Source organism: Dactylosporangium sucinum, from assembly GCF_014647515.1.
In the GTDB taxonomy this organism is placed as follows: Bacteria; Actinomycetota; Actinomycetes; order Mycobacteriales; family Micromonosporaceae; genus Dactylosporangium; species Dactylosporangium sucinum.
Genome location: NZ_BMPI01000001.1, coordinates 312,530 through 334,713 on the forward strand (window position 1 = coordinate 312,530; position 22,184 = coordinate 334,713).

Here is a 22,184-nt window from a genome sequence, read left to right on the forward strand (position 1 = left end):
GCACCGATGGGTGACCTCCCCGCTCTGTCATCGGAACCTGAGAGCTTCACCGCCGTGGTCCGGCGGTTTGCACCGTGGGCGCAGGACAGCGTCCTGACTTTCCAGAGTCGCCTCGCCGCAGCGGTACCTGTGCCTGAGAGATTCCCGGGGAGGGTTGCTCCTTCGGCGCCTCGAACGATCGAGGACTCTCCCGTTGCGGGTCGACAGCCGATATGCGGTTGTGGTGCCGACCGTAGAGCTCGGACCGCCGCGCGTCAAGGCGTGCGTCAGCATGCTCCGGGACCGGCGACCGCCGTGCGCGCCGCGCTGGTTCAGCCCGGCTGGACCGTCACCGTCCGGACCGCGGTGTAGAAGTCCATCGCCGCCTTGCCCTGTTCCGGCGGGCCGTAGCTGGACGCCTTCGCGCCACCGAACGGCAGGTGGAAGTCGACACCCGTAGTCGGCGCGTTCACCTTCACCAGCCCGGTCTGCAACTCGTCGACGAAGTGCAGCGCGTGTCCCAGGTCGGCCGTGTACACCGCGCTCACCAGCCCGTACGCGCCACTGTTGGCCATCTCGACCGCGGTCGGCAGGTCCGCGGCCGGCTGCAACAGGCAGAACGGTCCGAACGTCTCGCGCCGGGCCAGCGCGTGGCCCTCGGAGAGGCCGCCGACGAGCATCGGCGCGACGAGGTTGCCCGATGCGGTGCCCCCGGCCAGCACGTGACCTCCCGCCTCGCGGACCTCGCGAGCCGCGGCGAGCAGCCGGGTGCGGGCGGTCGCTTCGATCACCGGGCCGCACGCCGTCTTCGGGTCGGTCGGGTCCCCGCAGGGCAACTCGTCGATCGCCATCAGCAACGCCTCGCGCAGCGGCTCGGTGGCCGTGCCGACACTGATGATCCGGCGGGTGGCCGTGCACTTCTGTCCCGCATAGCCGTAGGCGGCGGCGACGATGTGCCGGGCGGCGCGGTCGACGTCCGCGTCCGGCAGCACGATCGCCGGGTTGTGCCCGCCCATCTCGGCCTGCACCGGAACGCCGGTGGTGACCGCCCGCGCCGCCACCACCGTTCCGGCTTGCACCGAGCCGGTGAACGACACGACGTCGGTGGTGGAGGTCAGCACCTGACCTTCCGTCGCGTAGCCCGGGACGACTGCGACGAGCCCGTCGGGCAGCGCGCCGGCCAGCAGGTCGAACAGCCGGATGGCGCACGCGGTGGCCTGCGGCGCGGGTTTGAGCACGACGCCGTTGCCCGCGGCGAGCGCGGGCGCGGCCTTCCAGACCGGGATGGCGAACGGGAAGTTCCACGGCGTGATGAGACCGGCGACGCCGAGCGGGCGGCGACGGGTGAACAGCAGGCCCGTGCCGCTCGGCTCGTGCACGGCACCGGCCGGGTCGAAGACCTGCTGCGCGTAGTACCGCAGGATCGCCAGGGTCCGGTCCAGTTCGGCGGTCGCCTCGGTGACCGGCTTGCCGACCTCCCGGACGGCGAGCGCGATGAGTTCGTCACGGGCGGTGTCCACCCGCTGCGCGGCGGCGGTGAGCGCGGCGCTGCGCTCGGCGGCGCTGCGCCCGCCCCACTCGCGTTGCGCCAGCCGGACCCGCTCGACGGCGGCCACCACGCCGCTCATCCCGGAAGCGGGCACGGTGATGACGATGTCGTCCGGTTGCTGCGGCGATCGGCTCTGCACGGAGTTCACAGCAGGAAACCCTTCGGGAAGGGGTCGGTGGGATCGAGCAGGTACTGTGCCGTCGCGGTGATCCAGGCCCGGCCGGTGATCGCCGGCACGACCGCGGGCCGCCCCGCCACGGTGGTGGCCGCGACGAGCCGCCCGGTGAACTGGCTGCCGATGAACGACTCGTTGCGGAAGTCGGTGTCCAACGGCAGTTCGCCGCGGCTGTGCAGCTGGGCCATGCGCGCACTGGTGCCGGTGCCGCACGGGGACCGGTCGAACCAGCCGGGGTGAATCACCATCGCGTGCCGCGACCGGGTGGCGTCCGAGCCCGGCGCGGCAAGATAGACGTGCCGGCAGCCGGCGATGCTCGGATCCTCGGGATGCTCCGGCCGGCGCTGCTCGTTGATCGCCGCCATGACCGCCAGTCCGGCATCGAGGATCCTCCCGGCAGCACCCCGTTCGAACGGCAGCCCCAACCGCTCCAGCGGCAGGATGGCGTAGAAGTTGCCGCCGTACGCCATGTCGTAGCGGACGTCGCCGAAGCCGTCGACGGCGACGGTGAGGTCGGCCGCGTCGAGGTACGACGGCACGTTGGTGAGCGTGACGGCGGTCGCGGCGCCGTCCCGGACGTGCACGTCGACGACCACGAGTCCGGCGGGGGTGTCCAGCCTGATCGTGGTGATCGGCTCCGTCACCGGCACCATGCCGGTCTCGACGAGGACGGTCGCGACGCCGATCGTGCCGTGCCCGCACATCGGCAGGCAGCCGGACACCTCGATGTACACCACACCCCAGTCCGCGTCGGAGCGCGTGGGCGGTTGCAGGATCGCACCGCTCATCGCGGCGTGCCCGCGCGGCTCGTACATCAGCAGGGTCCGCAGATGGTCGAGGTGCTCGATGACATGCCGGCGTCGCTCGGCCATGCTGCCGCCGGGAATGACGCCGACTCCCCCGGTGATGACGCGGGTGGGCATGCCCTCGGTATGCGAGTCCACCGCGTGGAAGAGGTGCCTGGAACGCATTCGGGTGGCCTCCGGGTGCTGGGTTCGATCGTGACGGTGGCGGGCGGGTGAGCGATCGGCCGGTGCGGTCCCAGACCCTTGCCCCCTGCCCAGGCACGAGGACAGGGGGCAACGGGCCCCTCCCCACGGAGCAGGTCTCGTTGGACGCTTACGCGTCAGGCGGCGACCCGGTGCATCCAGGCCTCGACATCCGCGGCGGTGCGCGGCAGGTCGGCCGACAGGACGCGGTAGCCGTCCGAGGTGATGAGGATGTCCTCCTCGATGCGGAATCCCATGCCGCGCAGCTCGGCCGGGATGAGCTCGTCGTCGGGCTGGAAGTAGAGGCCGGGTTCGACGGTCAGGACGTGCCCGGACCTGAGCACACCGTCGAGGTATCGGTTGGCCGGGGCCGCCGCGCAGTCATGGACGTCCAGCCCGAGCATGTGCCCCGACCCGCACAGGGTCCACCTGCGGTGGACGCCGAACTCCTCGTCGAGCGCCTCGGCGGCCGAGCACGGCAGGACCCCGAGGTCCTCCAGGCCTTGGGCGAGCACCGCCATGGCCGCCCGATGGAAGGCCCGGAACGGCGCGCCGGGGCGCAGGCAGGCCAGCGCCACGTCGTTGGCCCGCCGGCACAGCTCGTACAGATCCCGCTGGAGCGGGGTGAAGTGCCCGGAGATCGGCAGGACCCGCGTGATGTCGGCGGTGTACAGCGTCCGGGTCTCGACTCCCGCGTCGAGCAGCAGCAGGTCGCCGTCGCGGACCGGGCCGTCGTTGCTGGTCCAGTGCAGCGTGGCGGCGTGGGCGCCGGCCGCGACGATCGAGTGGTAGCCGACGTCGTTGCCCTCCACCCGGGCCCGCGTCCAGAAGACGCCTTCCAGGTATCGCTCCGAGGTGCCACGTGCCTGCGGCAAGGCACGGACCACGTCCTCGAACCCACGGGTGGTGGCGGCGACCGCCTGCTCCAGCTGCGCGACCTCCCAGTCGTCCTTGACCAGCCGCAGCTCGTCCAGCGCCGCCGCGAACTCGGCGTCGGCGCCGCTGTCGTTCGGCGGCACCAACCGGTCGACACGCGGGTCCACGTCCCGCAGGACGAGCGTCGCCGCGGGCGCCCGCAGCTCGTGTTCGAGTTCGGTGATGTGCCGGGTGGGAATCCCGCAGCGGCGCGCACTCTCCAGCAGGGTGCGACGCCGGCCGTTCCACAGCTCGCCGTAGCGGCGGTCGCGGTAGAACTCGTCGTCCTTGCGATCGCTGCGGGGACGCAGGAACAGCGTGGCCGCCCCGTCCGGGGCGAAGACCAGGACACCGTCGGAGGACTGGTCCGCGGTGAGCCACGTGTAGCTGGAGTGCGGGCGGAACCGGAAGTCGGTGTCGTTGCTGCGGCGCAGGTCGCCACCGGCGGGCACCACCAGGCGGTGGCCGGCGAACTGCGCGTGGAGCAGTTCGCGGCGGGCACGCGTGTACGGTACGACGGGGTCCGCGGGCAGGTCGGCCTGCTCGGTGTCCGCCCAGCCGGTCCGCATGAACTCGGCCAGGGTGCGGCTGACGGGCAGGTCATGGCTGCCTCTGCGCAGGGGCGGCTGTGTCACGGGTTCCTTCCACGAGGTCGGTGGCGTGCTGGACCGAGCGCTGCTCCGGTGACCCGGAAAGCGACTGCCCCCGGCCGGCGTGCGAGGTCCAGCGTCGCACCGCCGGCACGGGTCGGCTCATCAGCGCGGGCATAGGAATTCGCTATGGTCGCGCGCGGTCACCGGCACCGTCCCGGGCCCGGTCCGCCCGCGGCACCGCACTCCCGGCGGCGTGGACAATGTAATATGTTACAGATAACATCGCACACTGCACGGGGCCCGAACCCGCACAGGGCCGCACCGGCCCCGGTCGATTCGAGGGGTCGCCATGCAGGTGCTGCGCCCGACGTCGTCGGCAACCGTTTCCCCCGCCGCACCGGCACCCGACCGGTCGCGGACCGTCCGGCACGCGACCCGCTCCAGGGTCGGTGTCGTGCTCGTCGCCGCGCTCGTCCTGGGTGCCTGTCACGACGACGGCGACGAGCGGCCGCCGGTCCCGCGCGACGGCGGAACCCTGCGCGTGGTGATCGGCGGCGCGCTGGCGCATCTCGACCCGCAGCGGGTGTATGCCGTCACCGAGGCCAACGTCAGCCGGTTGCTGACCCGGACGTTGACGACGTTCCGCTCGGTGCCGGGCTCCGCGGCGAGCGAGGTCGTCGGGGATCTGGCCACGGACGCGGGCCGGCCGAGCGAGCGCAATCAGGTGTGGGACTTCACGCTCAAGGACGGCGTGCGGTGGGAGGACGGCAGCCCGGTGACATGCGCCGACGTCAAGTACGGCATCCAGCGCAGCTTCTCGCCGCAGTTCGCCGACGGCGCGCGGTATCCCAGCCAGTACCTGCGACCGAACCCGCAGCCGTACACCGGCCCGTTCGCGGCGGGCGCCGACGGCGCCGGCCTGCGCTCGATCGAGTGCTTGACGCCACAGAGCATCCGCTTCCATCTCAAACAGCCCGTCGGCGACTTCGGCTACGCAGTGGCGCTGTCGGTGTTCGCGCCGGTGCCCGCCGCGAAGGACACCAAGGAGGCCTACGACCACCGCCCGTTCTCCAACGGGCCCTACCGGATCGAGTGGTCGACCGCGCAGGAGCTGGTGCTCGCCCGCAATCCGTTCTGGCAGCGGCGCACCGACGCCGTTCGCGGCGCGCATCCCGACCGGATCGTCATCACCTGGCGCAACGACACCACCGTGGTGACCGCGAAGCTCGTCGAGAGCGACGGCGCCTGGGCGGACACGATCGCGATCGACCGGGACGCGGCCCCGAACTTCGTCCAGCAGATCATCAACGATCCGGTGCTGTCCCGCCGCGCGGTCGTCGGCAGCACCGGCGGGGTGCGGTACTTCGCGCTCAACACCCGCACGCTGCCCGAGCTCTCCTGCCGGCAGGCACTCACCTACGCGCTGAACAAGCGGCGGCTGCGGGCCGCGCTCGGTGGCTTCGTCGTCGGGGAGTTCGCCACGACGATGCTCGCGCCGCAGTTGAAGTCGCACCGGGCGTTCGACCTCTACGGCTCGATCGCGAACCCGGACGGCGACCCGGAGCACGCGCGGCGACTGCTGCAGCAGGCCGCGGCGGCAGGCCGGCCGTGCCCGGCCCGCATCCGGCTGGCGTATCCGGATTCGAGCGACGTCGCGCGGGCGATCAGCACGGTGGTGGAGTCCTACCAGCACATCGGGATCGAGGTCGTCCGCAGGCCGTATCCCTCGCAGTCGTACTACTCCACCGGCATCGGGAACCCGGCCAACGGCAACGACATGATGTGGGCCGGATGGGTGCCGGACTGGCCGAACGGCTCGGCGGTGATCCCGCCGCAGTTCGACGGCCGGCACCTGCCGAAGGACGGGTCCGCGGGCAACACCGACTACGCCAACTTCAACGACCCGCGGATCAACGCGCTGATCGACGAAGCGCTGGCCGAGTCGGACCTGGAGCGGCAGTACCGGCTGTGGGGCGCGCTGGACGAGGCGATCCAGGCCCAGGCGGTCAGCATCCCGGTGTTCTACATCAAGGCGTTGCGGATGGCCGGTGCGCACGTGCGCAACGGGTTCATCCATCCGCAGTTCGGCCAGCCGGATCTGTGTGCCCTGTACCTCGCCTGAGGCGGGGCCCGGAGACCGGCGCCAAGCGCGATGCTCCCCGTGCCGGGACACGGCACGGGGAGCATCCTGGCGCGGGTTCGGTCAGTAGCGGGTGCTGACGGTGACGCCGGAGCAGGCGGTCCGGCCGTACAGGCTGATGTAGTTGTAGCCGGCGGTCGGGTTGGTGATGGTCAGCGTCTCGGCGTTGGTGGTGCCGGTGGACGAGCGCGTGGCGCTGGTGGTCGTCGCCCAGCTGGTCGGGCTGTAGTAGAGATCGCAGTTGCCGGTGCCGCCGGCGGCGGTGACGGTGAGGGTCGCGACCCCGGACGGCAGGTAGATGTAGAGGTAGTCGTAGTTGCCCGCGGTGGCGGAGCGTGCGGCGCGCTGGCAGTTGCGGTCGAGCGTGCGCACGTCGGAGCCGGTGCACTCGGGCAACGTGGTGCCGCCGCCGCTGGTGACGGCGACCGACTGGCTCGTCGTGGCGGTGGCGCCCTGGTTGTCGGTGACCTTCAGGGTGACCGTGTAGGTGCCGGCCGCGCTGTAGGTCTTGCTCGGGTTGGTGGCGGTGGAGGTGGTGCCGTCGCCGAAGGTCCACTGGCGCGAGGCGATACTGCCGTCACTGTCCGTCGAGCGGTCCGTGAAGCTGGCGGTGAGGCCGGTCGTAGCGACGGTGAACGCCGCGGTGGGCGGCTGGTTGGTGGGCGGAGTGGTGCTGCCGCCGCAGTTGCCGGCCGCGCAACGGGTCAGCCACGCGTCGAAGTCGGCGTCGTACCGGCTGCCGATGGTGCCGGTCAGGTAGCTGCGGGCGGTCGTGTACGCGCCGGACCGGTAGTAGCCCAGCAGGGTCATGACGTCGGAGCGGTGCGACTGGAGCATGTACCGGACGGCCAGGTAACCCCAGTTGTAGATGCGGGTCTGGTCGTTGCTGTACGTGGTGTCGAACAGCGTGCGCAACGTGTACGTGTGGTAGCCGGCCTGCGTCTGCGCGCTGGTGTAGGTCACGCCGCGGTACGAGTACGAGATGTACTCGGCGAAGCCCTCGATCCACCAGATGGTCGGCGTGGTGACGTTCGCGGAGAAGTCACCGTACATGTTGTACCGGCCGTCGAGGTAGTGGGTGTACTCGTGGTTGAGGTTCCAGATCTGGAAGGTGGGCCGGACCCACTCGGCCTCGTAGGCGATGAACCGCGCCTGGTTGTTCGGGTCCGACGGGTTGCCCTCCAGGTACATGCCGCCGTTGTTGGTGTCGATGCCGTAGATCGCGCCGGCGTAGGTCTGGTAGTCGGTGCTGGAGTCGAACACCACGACCTCGATGTCCGTGTTCACGTCACCGGACACCGGGCCGCTGTCGGACACCACGCTGTGGAAGTACGCGTCCTGTGACTGCAGGCTGCTGCAGCTCTGGCTGAGCTCGGACGAGGTCATGCTCTGCGCGATGATGCGGATCGACGCGCTGCAGGTGTAGTTGATCGGCAGCACCGAGCTGGTCAGCCGCGCGGCGAGGTTGCAGGTGTTGTAGTAGCTGCAGTTCGCCGCGTCGTAGTACTGCGTCATCTCGGCCACGCCGACCCACAGCGGTGCGGTGCGGCCGGTGATGCTGCTGCTGTTCAGCAGTCCGGCGGCCAGCGGCCGGACGGTGGGCTGCAGCGCGGTCTCCTGCAGGAACCGGCCCAGCTCCCGGCCCGCGTTGGAGGTCAGGAAGCTGTTGTCGGTGCCGAGCAGGTCGAGGTGGCCCGCCGCGAAGTTGTACAGGTTGTTCAGCACGGTCCGGTCGGACTGCACCGCGGTGACGAACGCGGGCACCTGGTGGCCCCGGAACAGCACCGTGTAGACGTTGTTGACCGCGTTGAGCATGTACCACGACGCGTTGTAGGACGAGTTGTAGCTGGTCAGCAGCCGGTTGACGACGTACAGGTAGCGGGCGTTCTCCTGCGCGCTGTCGATCAGCGTCACCGCCTCGGAGAGCGTCTCGCCGTTGGCGTCGCTGACGTCCCACACGCGCGAGCTGGCGAAGAACGCGTCCAGGCCGGCCCGGATGGCCGTCTGCAGCGTCGTGCCGTAGGTGCCGACGGAGGTGTCGTACCACTGCACGTAGTAGCCGGCGCGCAGGTAGAGCACCAGCTGCGGCATCCCGGTGCTGGAGTTGCCGGGGTAGCTCGACGCGCCGTCGCGCACCGCGTAGGCGACGCTGGCCATCTGCGCCTCACGGAAGGCGTAGTAGGCGTCGCTGCCGGAGAGGCTGAACAGGCCGTTGATGCAGTCGACCGAGGACGCCTTGATCTGACTCACCAGGGCCGATCCGGTCCGGCTGGTGAAGTCCGAGACGTTGCAGGCGGCTGCCGCGAGCGAGGCGCGGTCCGACGGGCGGGCCCGGCGCGCGGTGGCGTCGGGCCGGTCGTAGTCGGTCCGCGTGGCGGTCGTGGCGGCCGGTCGCGGCGCGCGGCGGTCGACCGGTTGCGCCTGCCTGTTCAGGTGCCGGTCGGTGGTGGCGGGGTCGGCGGCGGTGGGCGGCGCCTGGGTCGCCCCGGCCGAGGCGGCCGCCGCACCGGAGGGTGCGGGCGGGCCGGCGGCGGCCGGCACTGCCGTCAACCCGCCGGCGAGCGCGAGCAGCAGCGCCGCGCCGGACAGCCGGGCGATTCTTCGCCGGATCTGACTTGTGGTCATGCGATCTCCTTGGGGGTTTGGCGAGCCGAAGCACGAACCAACCATCAGATGATTACGTGCTTCGATGTTTTGCTCGGCGCTGGACGCTAACCACCGCGGGAGACCGCCGACAACCGGTCCACATGGGACGGTCAGGTTCGACCGCGCGACAGCTTTCCACAACCTTTACGGGACGACGGCGAACCCACGGCGATCAGCGGACGCTATGGCGCCGGCTATGAGGACCGGGCGCGCGGGCGTGAGATTCTGCGATCGTTCGGACCCCAACCTCGGATGGCTGACGTGGCGAACCTCCTGATCATCGACGAGGACTGCGCATACCGCCGGACCCTGGCGACCGGGCTGACGCAGTACGGACACGTCGTGTCGGACGTGTCGTTGCACGCGGCCGGCCGGGTGCTGGCCGACCTCACGTGCCACACCCATCAACGGCCCGATGTCGTCCTCATCGACCCGTTCCTGCCGACGGTGGACGGGTTGCTGCTGCTGCGGTTGGTGTGCCTCGGCTCTCGCCGGCCGGTGATGCTGCACACGGCGGACGGCGCCGAGGAACAGGTGCTGCAGGCGCTGCGCGGCGGCGCCGACGGCTACCTGCCCAAGCCGGCGCAACCGGCGGTGCTGGACGCGAAGATCGGTGCGTTGCTGCGCCGGGTGCCCGCCGCACCGCCACCGGCGCCGTGCGTGGTCGGCGCGTTGCGCGTCGACGTGGCGGAGCGCCGGGTGTCCCTGGACGGCGTGCCGGTGGCCGTCACTCGCCGGGAGTTCGACCTGCTGGCGTGCCTCGCCGAACATCCGGGCCGCGTGGTGTCCCGCGCGGTGTTGCGGACCCGGCTCGGCCCCGGCGGGACGACGTCGACCAACGGGATCGACGTGCTCGTCCACCGGCTGCGGGCCAAGCTCGGTGAACCGGCGGCGCGGGTGCGCTACCTGCACACCGTGCGCGGCAAGGGCGTGTCGCTGCACGCGACCGACCGCGCCGGCGAGCATCACCGCACGTGACAGGCCGCCTGGTGCCCGTCGGCACGGACCGTGAGCGCCGGCTCGGACTCGGCGCAGACCGGCACGGCCACCGGGCAGCGCGCCCGGAAGCGGCATCCCGGCTGCGGGCCCGGCTCCACCGCGGGCGCGGAGGGTGGGACGTCACGGCTGCGCCGCACCCCTCCCCCGCGCAGCCACGCGATGTCCGGGACGGCGGCCAGGAGGGTCTGCGTGTACGGGTGCCGCGGATCGGTGTAGAGCTGGTCGCGCCCGCCGATCTCCACGATCCGCCCCCGGTACAGCACGGCAACGCGATCGCAGAAGTGGCGCACCACGGCAAGGTCGTGGGAGATGAACAGGAACGCCAGGCCGAGGTCGGCGCGCAGGTCCTCCAGCAGGTTCATGACCTGCGCCTGGATCGACACGTCGAGCGCCGAGACCGGTTCGTCGGCGACGATGAGCCGCGGCTGGACCGCGAGCGCGCGGGCGATGCCGATACGCTGCCGTTGCCCGCCGGAGAACTCGTGCGGGTAGCGGCCGGCGTGGGCGGGGTCGAGCCCGACCTGACCGAGCAGCTCCCGGGTGCGGGACGCGACCTGCGGCTTGGGCACCGTGTCATGGACCCGCAACGCCATGCCGAGGATGTCGCCGACGGTGTGGCGCGGGTTCAGCGAGGAGTACGGGTCCTGGAAGACGAGCTGCACGTCGCGCCGGTGCGGGCGCATGGCCCGCGCGGACAGCGCCGCGACGTCGCGCCCGGCGAGCCGGATCTCGCCGCGGTCCGGCCGCAACAACCGCGTCACGAGTCTGCCGATGGTCGACTTGCCGCTGCCCGACTCGCCGACCAGGCCAAGCGTCTCGCCCTCGCGCACGGTGAAGGCGACCCCGTCCACCGCCGCGACCGTGCGCCGGCCGCGGCCGGGCCGCGCGGTGAAGTGTTTGACGAGGTCGCGGACCTCCAGCAGCGGTACGTCAGGCACGGCGTCGACCTTTCCGGGTGCTCAGAGCAGGCGGGGTGCGATCTCGGCGGCGAAGACCGCGTCGGGAACGGCGAGGTGGCAGCGGGAACGATGCGCGTCGTCGCCGGTGCGCACGGCGAGGTCCGGCAGGTGCGTGCGGCACCGGCCGTCGGCGACCCGGTCACGGAACTCGCACCGTGCGTGGAACGGGCAGCCGGGCAACGGTTCGAGCGGGTCCGGTGGCGCGCCGGGGATGGGATGCAGCCGGCCGCCCGCCGGCCCGGACAGCGACGGCAGGCTCTCCAACAGGCCCCAGGTGTACGGATGGGTCGGGCTGCCCAGAACGCTGCGCACCGGGCCGTGCTCGACACCGCGGCCGGCATACATGACCAGTACGTCGTCGCACACGTCGGTGACGACCCCGAGGTCGTGGGTGATGAGGATGACGGCCGAACCGAACTCGTCGCGCAGACCGGCGATGAGCCCGAGGATCTGGGCCTGGACGGTGACGTCCAACGCGGTGGTCGGCTCGTCGGCGATGAGCAGCTTCGGGTCGTTGACCAGCGCCATGGCGATCATGACGCGCTGGCACATGCCGCCGGAGAACTCGTGGGGATAGTCGTCCGCGCGGCGCGCCGGATGGGGGATGCCGACGCGGCCGAGCATGTCGACGGCGTGCGCGCGGGCGGCACGGCGGGTGGTGCGGTGGTGCAGCCGGTACGCCTCGGCGATCTGGTAGCCGACGGTGAGGTACGGATGGAGGCTGGCCCGGGCATCCTGGAAGATCATCGCGGCCGTGTTGCCGCGATGGTGGCGCAGCTTCGCCTCCGGCATGCCGACGAACTCGCGACCGCCGATGCTGATCGAGCCGGTGATGACGCTGCGCCGCCGGTCGTGCAGGCCGAGCAGGGCCAGGCTGGAGACGCTCTTGCCGGATCCGGACTCGCCGACGATGGCCAGCGTCCGACCCAGGTCCACGTCATAGCTGAGGCCCTGGACGGCGCGGATCATCCTGCCGGCGATCGGGAACTGCACGGTCAGGTCCCGCACCTGGACGAAGGCATCGCTCATGCCAGCCGTACCCGCGGGTCGAGCACCGTGTACAGCAGGTCCACGATCAGGTTCATGGCGACCAGCACCACGGCGCCCACCAGGACGCCGCCCATGAGCACCGGCAGGTCGAACTGGTTGAAGGCGCGCAGCGTGAGCACGCCGAGCCCGGGCAGGCCGAAGATGCTCTCGGTGAAGATGGCACCGGTCAGCTGCAGCGCCAGGTCCAGGCCGAAGATCGTGGCGACCGGGGTGAGTGCGGCGCGCAGGCCGTGCCGGTAGACGACCCGTCGCGGCGAGGCCCCCTTGGCCCGGGCGGTGCGCAAGAAGTCCTCGTTGAGGATGTCGACCATCGCGGCGCGGGAGTAGCGGGTGTACGCCGCGGCGTTGGCGAGCCCGAGCGTGAGCCACGCGGCGCTGAGGCCGCCGGCCCAGGCGAGCGGGTCGTCCAGCGGCGAGTGGTAGGCCGAAGGCGGCAGCGCGGTCGCGTACAGCGCGACGATCAGCGCGACGACGAAATAGGGCACCGAGCTCACCGTGAGGGTGACCCCGACGGCGGCGCGGTCGACGAGCGTGCCGCGCCGCCGCGCGGCGTACGTCCCGGCGAGCACGCCGACGACCAGGTACACGACGGCGGCCCCGACGACGATCGAGAGGGTCACCGGCACGGCCTGGGCGAGCAGGGTCGTCACCGGCTGTCCGAGGGTGTACGAGTAGCCCAGGCACGGCGCCGAGCAGTGCACCACGGCCCCGCCGGCGCTGAAGTCCCGGCCGGCGAACAGACCCGTGACGTAGTCGCGGAACTGCACCGTGACCGGGCGGTCGAGGCTGAGGCTGCGGGTGATGTCGGCGGCGCGTTGCGGGGTGCAGCGGTTGCCGCAGATCGCCCCGGCCGGGTCGGTGGGCGCGACGAAGAACAGCGCGAAGCTCACCACGAGGGTGGCCGCGATGACGCAGACGGCGCTGACGAGCCGTTTGAGGGTGTACAACAGCACGATGTCCTGCCTGGGTTGCTGCCGGGCCCGGCCTGACGGATCGAACGTCTGACCGAGCCCGGGGATCGGGTGGCGGTCAGCCCTTGAGGAACATGCTCTTGTAGTTCGGCATGCCCATCGTGGAGTCGACGAGCGCGCCGCCGATGTTGGTGCCCATCACGATGGCGACCTTGTAGTAGTACCGCGGCAACACGATGTAGCGGCCCATGATCTCGCGGTCGAGGTCGGCCCACTTGCCGACCGCCTCGTCCGGCGGGAGCGCGGCGATCGCGTTGATCCGGGCGTCGAGGTCCTTGTCGGTGAGCATGCCGATGCTCTGGCCGTCGGCGATGCTGTGCGTCTGGAACAGCACCGGGAACCAGCTGCTGCCGGAGGGCCAGTCGGAGCACCAGCCGGACGGCGAGGCACCGAGGTTGGTCGGGGCGTTGTAGTCGCCGACCTTGCCGCGAAGCTCGGCGGTGGAGACGCCGATCGGCTTGGTCGTGAACCCGGCCGTGGTCAGCGCGTCGGAGAGGATCTGCGTGGTCTGCTGGGTCAGCGGCTTGGTGTTGTCGTAGTACCAGCTCACCTCGAAGTTGAGCTTGCCGGCGTCGGTGAGCATCTTCTTCGCCGCGGCGGGGTCGCCGGCACCCTTGCCGGACAGGCCCGGCAGCGGCGGGTAGGCGCGGTAGCCGGGGACGCTCGGCGGCATGATGGTGCTGGAAGCCTGCTGGCCGTAGTCGTTGAATCCGGAGGCCTTCCACAGCTGGTCGTACGGGTAGGCGACGGCGATCGCCTTGCGGACCTCGAGCGGGATCTTGCGCGAGTCCAGCTGGGTCATCTGGTGGCACGGGCTGGCGCCGCGCAGCAGCTGGCCGGCCTTGGCGCCGTTCAGCTGCGGCAGCAGCGATGCATCGATGTTCTGGTAGTTCAGCGCGTTGGCGTCGGCGCCGTTGCTGTTGAGGACCTGCTGCTGGGTCTTGACGTCCTGCTCGCCGAACTTGAAGTGCCAGCCGTCGACGTACTGATGGCGGGCCGGGTCGGTGTTCGCGTCCCAGTTCGGGTTGCGCTTGAGCTTGAGCTCGGCGCCGGGGGTGTAGCTGTCGAACTCGTACGGTCCGGTCGCCATCGGCTTGTTCTTGTACTCCTGCCGGGTGTCCTTCGCCTTCGGAATCGGCGTGAACAACGGGTAGCTCATGTAGAACGGCAGGTCCGGGAACGGCTGGGCGAGGTGGATGACGAGCGTGCCCGGGTCGGGGGTCTCGACGCCGGCGTACGTGTCGCCGCCGGTGTACGGACCCTTGTACGCACCGGGTTTGTTCGGGTCGCCGTCCTTGAAGTAGGTCATCTGGTACGTCGGACCGTTGGGGTACACGTCGTGCGCGAAGGACCGCTTGATGGCGTACGCGATGTCCTCGACCTTGACCTCGCTGCCGTCGGCGTACTTGATGCCGCGCTGGAACCGGAACGTCCAGGTGAGCTTGTCGGCCGATACGGTGCCGAGGTCGGTCAGGTCCGGAACGAGCACCGCGTCGCCGTTCGGGCGGATGTCGAACTGGGTGGGGGTGCGGAAGACCAGCTTGTCGATCTCGTTGGCATCGACGTAGTACGTGTCGGTCGGGTCGAACGTGTTGGGCGTCGGCTGGGAGTACACGGTGATCGTGCCGCCCTTGCGCGCCCCGGGCACCTCTTTCGCGGGTCCCTTGGCGTCGCGGTCCATGATGACCTTGTCGGTGGCGATGGCGGGCTGGCCGTCGTCGGCGGATTTCCGCTTCGACGACGGGCTGCCGCAACCGGCGGCCGCGGCGGCGATCACGGCGACCACCACCGCGACCGATCTGACGTGCTTCATGCAATGCCTCGATTCTGCGGGGGGTACGGGCGGTCAGCGGTGCGTCTTCGGGTCGAAGGCGTCCCGCACGGCGTCACCGAGCAGGCTCAGGGTGAGCACGAGCGTGGTGATGCCGAGCACGGGCAGCCACAGGTACAGCGGATCGGCTCGGTAGTAGTTCTGGGCCGCCGCGACGGTGACACCCCACGACGGCGTCGGCTCGGTCAGCCCGACCCCGAGGAACGTCAGGCCGGCCTCGGCGACGATGTAGCCCGGCAGTGACAGCGACGCCGACACCACGACCGGCGCCACGAGGTTGGGCAGCAGCTCCCGCACCAGCACCGTGCGGGTGGGCAGGCCGAGGACCGCGGCGGCGGCGACGAAGTCGTGCTCCCGCAACGACAGCACCTGCCCGCGCACGAGCCGGGCGAGCCCGGCCCAGCCGAAGAACGCCAGCACGACGATCAAGGAGATGAAGCGCACGCGGGCCACCTGTTGCGGTGGTGCCTCCGCGCCGCCGGTCACGGACAGCAGCACCGCCGGGGTGGCGATGGCGAACAGCAGGTACGGCAGGCTCAGCACCAGATCGATGAGCCAGGACACGACCCGGTCCAGCCAGCCGCCGACGAACCCGGCGAGCATGCCCGCGACCAACCCGACGACGGTGGCCACGAGCGTCGCGGCCCCGGCGACGAGCAGCGAGGGCCGCGCGCCGTAGACCCAGCGGGCGAACAGGTCACGGCCGAGCCGCGGCTCGACACCGAACCAGTGCTCGGCGCTCGGGCCGACCGTCGGGAAGCCGTAGTCGTCGATGAGATCCTGGTGCAGCGCGGTCGGGCTCTGACCCTCCAGTGCCGCCAACGCCGGCGCGAACACAGCCACGGCCACGAACAGCACGACGATCCCGACGCACACCATCGCGACACGGTCGCGACGCAGCCGGGCGAGCGCCACTCGGGACGGTGACCGGCCCGCCGCCGCGGTGGCGCTGGCGGGCCGGTCGACGGGCGGACCGGGATGCGGTCCGTCGGCGGCCACGACGATCGGGTCCATACGCGGTCGCTCTCTTCGCTCGGCGGTGGGAACGATGGTGGATGTTGAACGCGCATCGGAGTCTCACAGCGGTTGTGGGTGAGGGGTCATCGCCGGCGGCATAATGTTTGGCTATGGGAATCGACGTGCGGCATCTGCGCGCGATCTGCGTCATCGCCGAGGCGGGTAGCGTCACCGCCGCGGCGGCGCAACTCAATCTGTCGCAGCCGGCGCTCACCGCGCAGTTGCACCGGATCGAGGAGCTGCTCGGTGGTGTGTTGTTCGTGCGCAGCCGCACGGGTGTGGAGCCGACCGACCTCGGCCGGCGGGTCCTGAGCCGGGCCCGGGTGGTCCTCAACGAGGTCGACGCGTTCGTCGACGATTTCCGCGAGGCGCACCGGGCGCCGGGGTTCGTCCGGTTCGGCACGGTGCATCTGGCCTGCGCGGCGAGTCTGGTCGACCGGGTGAAGGAGGCGTTCCCCGGCACCGAGGTCGCCCTGCGGATCGAGCCGTCCTCACGGCTGCTCGTCGACGCCGTCACGCACGGACAGCTCGACGCCGCCCTCGTCGGGATCATGGAGGGTTTCGAGATCCCGCTGGGCGGCACGCTGGCCAGCCGCACCCTCATCCCGCGATACCCGATCTTCATCGCGGTGTCCGCGTCGCACCGTCTCGCCGGGCAGGACAGCGTCGATCTGGCCGACCTGCGCGACGAGCGGTGGGTCGGCCCGCCCGGGCCGGACGACGGCTCGCTGAGCTCGCTACGCCGCGCCTGCCGGGCGGCCGGGTTCGAGCCCGACATCCGCTACGACGCCCCCAGCGGCGCCGGCCAGCCCCTGGTGCGCTCCGGCAACGGCGTCCGCCTCGTCGACCCCACCTGGCCCCAGCCGCCCGGCACCGCCGTCCTGCCGCTGCGCGGCGAGCCGCAGATCGCCCGCCTCCTCGTCGTCTGGCGCCGCGACGCGTTCAGCCACACCGAGACCGAACAGCTCTACCGCGCGGTCACCCAGGCATTCCTCGATCACGTCCCGAACAACCCCACCTTCGAGCGCTGGTGGCACGCCAACCCCCAAGCACACCCGATCACCGAGTAGGCGTGAACGGCTTCGAGCAGCCCGTGCGGCCCGCGTGACGATCAGTCCGGCGCGCCTGAGGGATCGCAGACCAGGTCGACCTCAATGGCCTGGCCGGCAACGTGCCGTCCGGCGGCTGCGGCGTGGATCGCGCGCAGCTGCCGCGCGTCGAGAGCCATAGCCAAATGTTATGCCGGTGGTGATGACCCCACATCCGCCACCGCTGTGAGACTCCGATGCGCGCTCACGTTCCGCCATCGTTCCCACCGCCGATCGAAACAGGACGCCTCCTGTGAACCCGATCGTCGTGGCCGCCGACGGACCCCATCCCGGTCCGCCCGCCGACCGGCTCGCCCCCGCCACCGCGGCGGCGGGCCGGTCACCGTCCAGAACGGCACTCGCCCGGCTCCACGCACGGCGACGCCGGACACCACGCGGCCGCGATCAGGCGTTGTCACCGCTGCCGCCGACCTTCGACCTCGGTGCCGGCCCGTTTCGCCCGGGTGTATGCCGACGCGATCGCGGCGCCGACGCTCATCCCGACATCGTCTGATCCGGAAAGGAAATCTGTGGGCGAGCGGAGATGGCTCCGTGTCGGGGCCGCCGTGGCGGTCCTGACCATGGGGCCGGCCATGTCGGCGTGCGGTGCGAACACCGGCGGGTCCGCTGCCGCCGGTGGGCGTCCGGTCGACGGCCTGCGGATCCTGGTGCCCAACAGTCCCGCCAGCGGTTACGACACCACCGCGCGGACGGCGGCGAAGGTCATGCAGGATGCCGGCCTGGCGCGGGACGTGGCGGTCTTCAACGTCGCCGGCGCCGGCGGCACAGTGGGCCTGCGGCGCGTCGTCGACGAGCAGGGCGACGAGAACCTGCTCATGCAGATGGGGCTCGGCGTCGTCGGTGCGGTCTACACGAACAGGTCCAAGGTGACGCTGACGGACACCGTGCCTGTCGCCCGGCTCATCGAAGAGGTCGAGGCGGTGGTGGTACCGAAGGAATCGCCGTACAACACCTTGCAGGACCTCGTGGCCGCCTGGAAGGCCGATCCCTGGAAGGTCCCGGTCGGTGGCGCGTCGGCGCCGGGCGGTCCGGATCACCTGTTGCCGATGCTGCTGGCGAAGGCGGTCGGAGTGGCGCCGAAGCGCGTCAAGTTCGTCAGCTACGGCGGTGGCGGCGAACTCCTGACCGCGGTCCTCGCCAACGAGGTGGCCTTCGCGGCCACCGGCATCGGCGAGGTCGCCGAGCAGGCCAAGGTGGGCGAGGTGAAGATCCTCGCGGTGACCGGCGCGAAGCGGGTCGCCGGCGTCGACGCACCCACCCTCGAGGAGCAGGGCGTGGACCTGGTCTTCGCGAACTGGCGCGGGCTCGTTGCGACACCGGGCCTGTCCGCCGCCCAGCGGCAGCGGCTGGTCGACCTCGTCACGAGGATGCACGACTCGGCGGAGTGGAAGGTCGCGCTGGCGACGCGGGGCTGGACCGACGCGTTCATGACCGGCGACGAGTTCGCCGCGTTCCTGACGAGCGAGAACGAGCGGGTCGCCAAGGTGCTGCAGGAGTTGGGGCTCGGCTGAGCTCCGGACGGAGGCTTTCATGATCAACTCGACGCGGCCGGCCCGCGAAGCCATCGCTCACGAGCATGTCGTCATGGCGGCCAGGGCGAAACTTGCCCGGCAGGAGCGACGTCGCCGGGTCACGAACCGGGCGGTGCAACTCACGGCCCTGGCCATCGTGGTCGGCGGTTGGCAGCTCGCCGGGATGTACTGGCTCGACCCGTTCCTCTACAGCACGCCCGCGGCGGTGTGGCATCGGCTGGTCGAATGGTTCACCACCGGCACGCCGATCGGCTCCGTCTGGGAACAGATCCTGACATCCTTGCGGGAGTCCGCCGTCGGCCTCGGCGTGGGCGGGATCGCCGGCATCCTGTGCGGCATCCTGGTCGGTGCCAGTCGCGTGCTCGCCGACTTCTTCGGCCCCTTGATCAGGGCCGCCAACATCGTCCCCAGCATCGTCCTGGTCACCTTGTTCTTCATCTGGTTCGAACTGGGCACGTCCTCGAAGGTGGCGACCGTCATCGCCATCATCTTCTTCGCCACCTTCTTCGCCACGTTCAGCGGCATCCGCGAGGTCGACACGCGGATGCTGCAGGAAGCCGAGCTGTTCGGGGTGGGCGCCGTCGCCCGCGTCACGACGGTCATCGTGCCGCTCGCCGCCACGCGGATCGTCGCTGGGCTACGCTCGGCCGCCGAGCTCGCTTGGATCGGGGCGATCATGGCAGAGTTCATCGGCGGGCGAAAGGGACTGGGCCTGCTCGTCCGCTACGGCGAGGCAACCTTCGACGCGACCGGCATTCTCGCCGCGATGATCGTGATCACCGCGATCGCGGTCGGCGGCAAGGTAATCCTGACAAACCTCGAACAATGGCTCCGCCGGTCACGATGAGCGAACCTTTCCGTAGGGTCATCGTGCTGGCTATGACTCGGCGTGCCGGTCGAACTCATCGGTGATCCGTGGATCGGCGTGTCAGGCGGGTCGCTCGACCTTGCGGCTGCGGGCCTGCTGAGGTAAGTGGATCGGAGCCCTCAAGCGTGTCTAGGGCGTGGGGCAGTTGGAGTTGTCAGGCCATCACCGACGCGCCGTGATCGATGTTGTGGTCTCCGCCAGTGATGCCGCGGCACCGATCAGGAAATCCCGGTGCTCGAGTCAGGTCGTGGCCCGAGGCCGATGCTGCCTTGGTCACAGCCGGTCGAATGGGCCGGCATAGGAGAAGTGGCCAGTCATGCCGTCGTACTGGGCGAGGGTCCGGACCTGGAAGTAGTCACCCCATGATGAGTCCGGCGCGGTAATCCCAATCGACCGGGAGGGAACAAAGCCGAAACGATGGTAGAAGGCAGGGTCGCCCACCAGCCCGATCAGGGGCTCGCCGAGCGCGTCGGCAGCACCCAGAACGGCGTGCATCAGGGCAGCACCGATACCGGCTCTCTGCCGGTGCGGGAGAACGCTCAGGGGCCCGAGACCAAGAGCCGGCTGGGCATCGACATGGGCACGGGTAGCGACCACGTGGCCGACCACGAGGTTGTCCTCGACCGCGACCAACGACAGCTGCGCAACCCAACTGGCATCGTCTCGCAACCGCGAGACCAGGGTCGCTTCGCCCGGATCTCCACCCGGCTCCGCCGGCGGTGCGCTGTGCGCGACGCCACGGAACGCGGCGGCCGTGACCGCACGGATCACCTCGACATCATCGGGAAGTTCACGTCGAATCATCACCATGGAACCATCGGACTCTTCGCTGACCCTCGTCAACGCCTTTCCAGGCTGGCGATGGAGTCCATCGGTCGACACCACTGACGAAACCCGGACGTTCGCAAGATTCAGGCGGACGCGACAAAGCGTGCCGCTTCGGCGTGTCGTACGGTGCCCATCGGCGTGTCCGACACGTGTTCGATTTCAAGTCGTGTCGGTGCTGTCGGCGGGGTCGCGAGTGTCCTACGGTGCGTGTCGTCACCGGCCTTTCGGGGGCCGGTCGGATCGAACGGGGTGGGCCGATGCCGAGGATGTCGTTGCCGGTACCTTCGCCACGCGATCGGCGGCTGGCCGGGCGCACGGTGGACTTCATGATCGGCGGTACGGCGGGCGCGATGACCACCGGGCACACACCCGATGGTGTGCTGTGCCGGGTGGACCTGCGGGCCGGGATCCACGGCTCGACGCTCGCCGGGTTGGCCGACGCGCTCGCCACCGTGATCACGCTGGGCCTGCAGCACGGGGCGCCGCCTGCCGCGTACGCCGACGTCCTGCGCCGCCTCGAACTTGATCCACCCGCCGGCGACGACGCCGACGCGCAGGGCCACCCGCTCGTCGAGGTCCTGGCCATCGGCGCTGCTGACGCCACCTGAACGCCCCGCCCGCGGGCGCCGCCCCCGGACCACCTCACCCGTCGCCGCGAGTCGCCGGCACGGTCGAAGCACCGTTGCACGGCGTCTGCGCTGCCGGCAGACGGCCGGGTAGGTGACTTCTCCGACGGCCGTGAGCAGATCCGCCATCCGCGGGCCATGCTGTGGGTGAGGTCCGGGGAAGAGGACGGGAGGGGTACAGCCGGGAGGATGAGCCTCGGTCTGTTGGCGCTGATCTGTGTGGCCGGCCTGGCCGGTCCACTGCTGGCGTTGTCTCGGCGTTGGGGACCGCCCGTCGTCGTCGGGGAGTTGCTGGCGGGGGTGGCACTCGGCCCGTCGGGAGCGGGTGTGCTGCACGCCGACGACGCGTCCTTCACGTTCCTGGCCAACATCGGCTTCGCGCTGGTCATGTTCGTTGCGGGTTCGCACGTGCCGGTCCGCGACCCGGCGTTGCGGACGGCACTGCCGCTGGGGGCCCTGCGCGCGGCGCTCGTCGCCGCGGCGGCGGTTCCCGTCGCGTTCGTGATCGCCCGCGCGTTCGGGACCGGACACGTTGCCCTCTACGCGGTGCTTCTCGCGTCGTCCTCGGCTGCGCTGGTCCTGCCGATCGTCGATGCGATGCAGCTGACCGGCCCGCCGGTCCTGCAGTTGCTGCCTCAGGTTGCGCTCGCCGACGCCGTCTGCATCATCGCGCTGCCGCTGGCGATCGACCCGGCGCGGGCCGGTCAGTCAGCTCTCGGCGCGGCCGTGCTCATCGTCTGCACCATCGGGCTGTTCGCCGTGCTGCGGCTGGCGGAGCGCCGGGGGTGGCGCAAGGCGGTCCACCAACTGTCCGCGCGGCGAAAGTTCGCGCTGGAACTGCGGATCAATCTGGCCCTGCTGTTCGGCCTCGGCGCGGTGGCGCAGGCAACCCGGGTCTCGATCATGCTCGCCGGGTTCGGCTTCGGACTCGCCGTGGCCGCCGTCGGTGAGCCGCGCCGACTCGCGCGCCAACTGTTCGCGGTCACCGAAGGGTTCATCGGCCCGGTGTTCTTCGTCTGGCTCGGCGCGTCGCTCGACCTCGCCGCACTCGGCCACCGGCCGGCGCTGATCGGGCTCGGCATCGCCCTCGGCGTCGGCGCAACGCTGACGCATCTCGTCGCACGGACAACCGGGCAACCGGCCCCCCTGGCGGGCCTCGCCACCGCCCAGGTCGGTGTGCCCGTCGCCGCGGCGACCCTCGGCACGCAGGAGCACTTGCTGGCCGACGGCGAACCCGCCGCGCTGATCCTCGGCGCGCTGATCACCATCACCGTCGCGACCGCCGCGGCGGTCCTCGCCGCACGGGCCGGACCGGCCGCAGCGCCCCGGCCCGGCCCTACCGGATGAGTGGCCGTCCCAGCACCCGGGCCTTCGGGACGCCTGGCCCCAACCGCCACCGCTGGCCCGT

Annotated in this window: 17 protein-coding genes and 2 riboswitches; of the genes, 7 read left to right on the top strand and 10 right to left on the bottom strand. The window is 70.8% G+C overall.

Annotation, left to right across the window (positions count from 1 at the left end; genetic code table 11):
* Positions 1-14: 14 nt before the first annotated feature.
* A riboswitch (glycine riboswitch) is annotated at positions 15-111 on the bottom strand.
* Positions 112-203, bottom strand: a riboswitch (glycine riboswitch).
* A 108-nt stretch (positions 204-311) separates the two neighbouring features.
* The 3 genes from IEZ31_RS01055 to IEZ31_RS01065 form a co-directional block, all read right to left on the bottom strand.
* Entirely contained in the window at positions 312-1,676 is a 1,365-nt protein-coding gene (locus IEZ31_RS01055) for an aldehyde dehydrogenase family protein (RefSeq protein ID WP_190247757.1), read from the bottom strand.
* Entirely contained in the window at positions 1,673-2,674 is a 1,002-nt protein-coding gene (locus IEZ31_RS01060; RefSeq protein ID WP_190247758.1) for a proline racemase family protein, read from the bottom strand. The genes IEZ31_RS01055 and IEZ31_RS01060 overlap by 4 nt, the downstream gene beginning before the upstream one ends.
* A gap of 155 nt (positions 2,675-2,829) precedes the next feature.
* On the bottom strand, positions 2,830-4,176 hold the full coding sequence (locus tag IEZ31_RS01065; protein WP_190247797.1) for an aminopeptidase P family protein: 1,347 nt from the start codon (positions 4,174-4,176) through the stop codon (positions 2,830-2,832).
* 373 nt (positions 4,177-4,549) lie between these two features.
* Between IEZ31_RS01065 and IEZ31_RS01070 the strand changes: the two genes are divergently transcribed.
* On the top strand, positions 4,550-6,322 hold the full coding sequence (locus IEZ31_RS01070) for an ABC transporter substrate-binding protein (protein WP_190247759.1): 1,773 nt from the start codon (positions 4,550-4,552) through the stop codon (positions 6,320-6,322).
* An 81-nt stretch (positions 6,323-6,403) separates the two neighbouring features.
* Here the strand turns inward: IEZ31_RS01070 and IEZ31_RS01075 are convergent, their stop codons facing one another.
* Positions 6,404-8,965 carry a collagenase gene (locus tag IEZ31_RS01075; RefSeq protein WP_190247760.1) on the bottom strand — a complete coding sequence of 854 codons (2,562 nt, stop codon included), beginning with the start codon at positions 8,963-8,965 and terminating at the stop codon, positions 6,404-6,406.
* A 282-nt stretch (positions 8,966-9,247) separates the two neighbouring features.
* Between IEZ31_RS01075 and IEZ31_RS01080 the strand changes: the two genes are divergently transcribed.
* Positions 9,248-9,964, top strand: coding sequence for a response regulator transcription factor (locus IEZ31_RS01080; protein WP_190247761.1), 717 nt, complete (start codon positions 9,248-9,250; stop codon positions 9,962-9,964).
* On the opposite strand, the gene IEZ31_RS01085 is transcribed toward IEZ31_RS01080, so the two are convergent.
* From IEZ31_RS01085 to IEZ31_RS01105, 5 genes are all read right to left on the bottom strand, one after another.
* Positions 9,952-10,923 carry an ABC transporter ATP-binding protein gene (locus tag IEZ31_RS01085; RefSeq protein WP_190247762.1) on the bottom strand — a complete coding sequence of 324 codons (972 nt, stop codon included), beginning with the start codon at positions 10,921-10,923 and terminating at the stop codon, positions 9,952-9,954. The genes IEZ31_RS01080 and IEZ31_RS01085 overlap by 13 nt on opposite strands.
* Before the next feature lie 21 nt (positions 10,924-10,944).
* A complete protein-coding gene (locus tag IEZ31_RS01090; RefSeq protein WP_190247763.1) occupies positions 10,945-11,973 on the bottom strand; it encodes an ABC transporter ATP-binding protein in 1,029 nt (342 codons plus the stop codon).
* Entirely contained in the window at positions 11,970-12,947 is a 978-nt protein-coding gene (locus tag IEZ31_RS01095) for an ABC transporter permease (RefSeq protein ID WP_190247764.1), read from the bottom strand. Before IEZ31_RS01095 ends, IEZ31_RS01090 begins: the two co-directional genes overlap by 4 nt.
* Positions 12,948-13,023: 76 nt before the next feature.
* A complete protein-coding gene (locus IEZ31_RS01100) occupies positions 13,024-14,778 on the bottom strand; it encodes an ABC transporter substrate-binding protein (RefSeq protein WP_190247765.1) in 1,755 nt (584 codons plus the stop codon).
* Between the two features lie 33 nt (positions 14,779-14,811).
* Entirely contained in the window at positions 14,812-15,810 is a 999-nt protein-coding gene (locus IEZ31_RS01105) for an ABC transporter permease (RefSeq protein ID WP_190247766.1), read from the bottom strand.
* A gap of 113 nt (positions 15,811-15,923) precedes the next feature.
* Between IEZ31_RS01105 and IEZ31_RS01110 the strand changes: the two genes are divergently transcribed.
* The 3 genes from IEZ31_RS01110 (at position 15,924) to IEZ31_RS01120 (ending at position 19,301) form a co-directional block, all read left to right on the top strand.
* Entirely contained in the window at positions 15,924-16,883 is a 960-nt protein-coding gene (locus tag IEZ31_RS01110) for a LysR family transcriptional regulator (protein WP_190247767.1), read from the top strand.
* Positions 16,884-17,431: 548 nt separating this feature from the next.
* A complete protein-coding gene (locus IEZ31_RS01115) occupies positions 17,432-18,433 on the top strand; it encodes a Bug family tripartite tricarboxylate transporter substrate binding protein (RefSeq protein WP_229833912.1) in 1,002 nt (333 codons plus the stop codon).
* Positions 18,434-18,452: 19 nt separating this feature from the next.
* Positions 18,453-19,301 (top strand): ABC transporter permease, encoded by an 849-nt coding sequence (locus IEZ31_RS01120; protein ID WP_190247768.1) that lies wholly within the window; start codon positions 18,453-18,455, stop codon positions 19,299-19,301.
* Positions 19,302-19,595: 294 nt separating this feature from the next.
* Here the strand turns inward: IEZ31_RS01120 and IEZ31_RS01125 are convergent, their stop codons facing one another.
* On the bottom strand, positions 19,596-20,132 hold the full coding sequence (locus tag IEZ31_RS01125; RefSeq protein ID WP_229833914.1) for a GNAT family N-acetyltransferase: 537 nt from the start codon (positions 20,130-20,132) through the stop codon (positions 19,596-19,598).
* Between the two features lie 344 nt (positions 20,133-20,476).
* Here IEZ31_RS01125 and IEZ31_RS01130 point away from each other — a divergent pair, with 344 nt between their 5' ends.
* Together IEZ31_RS01130 and IEZ31_RS01135 are read left to right on the top strand one after the other, a co-directional pair.
* Positions 20,477-20,758: a hypothetical protein gene (locus tag IEZ31_RS01130; protein ID WP_190247769.1), complete on the top strand. Its 282-nt coding sequence runs from the start codon at positions 20,477-20,479 to the stop codon at positions 20,756-20,758.
* A gap of 207 nt (positions 20,759-20,965) precedes the next feature.
* Positions 20,966-22,123: a cation:proton antiporter gene (locus IEZ31_RS01135; RefSeq protein ID WP_190247770.1), complete on the top strand. Its 1,158-nt coding sequence runs from the start codon at positions 20,966-20,968 to the stop codon at positions 22,121-22,123.
* Positions 22,124-22,184: the final 61 nt, after the last annotated feature.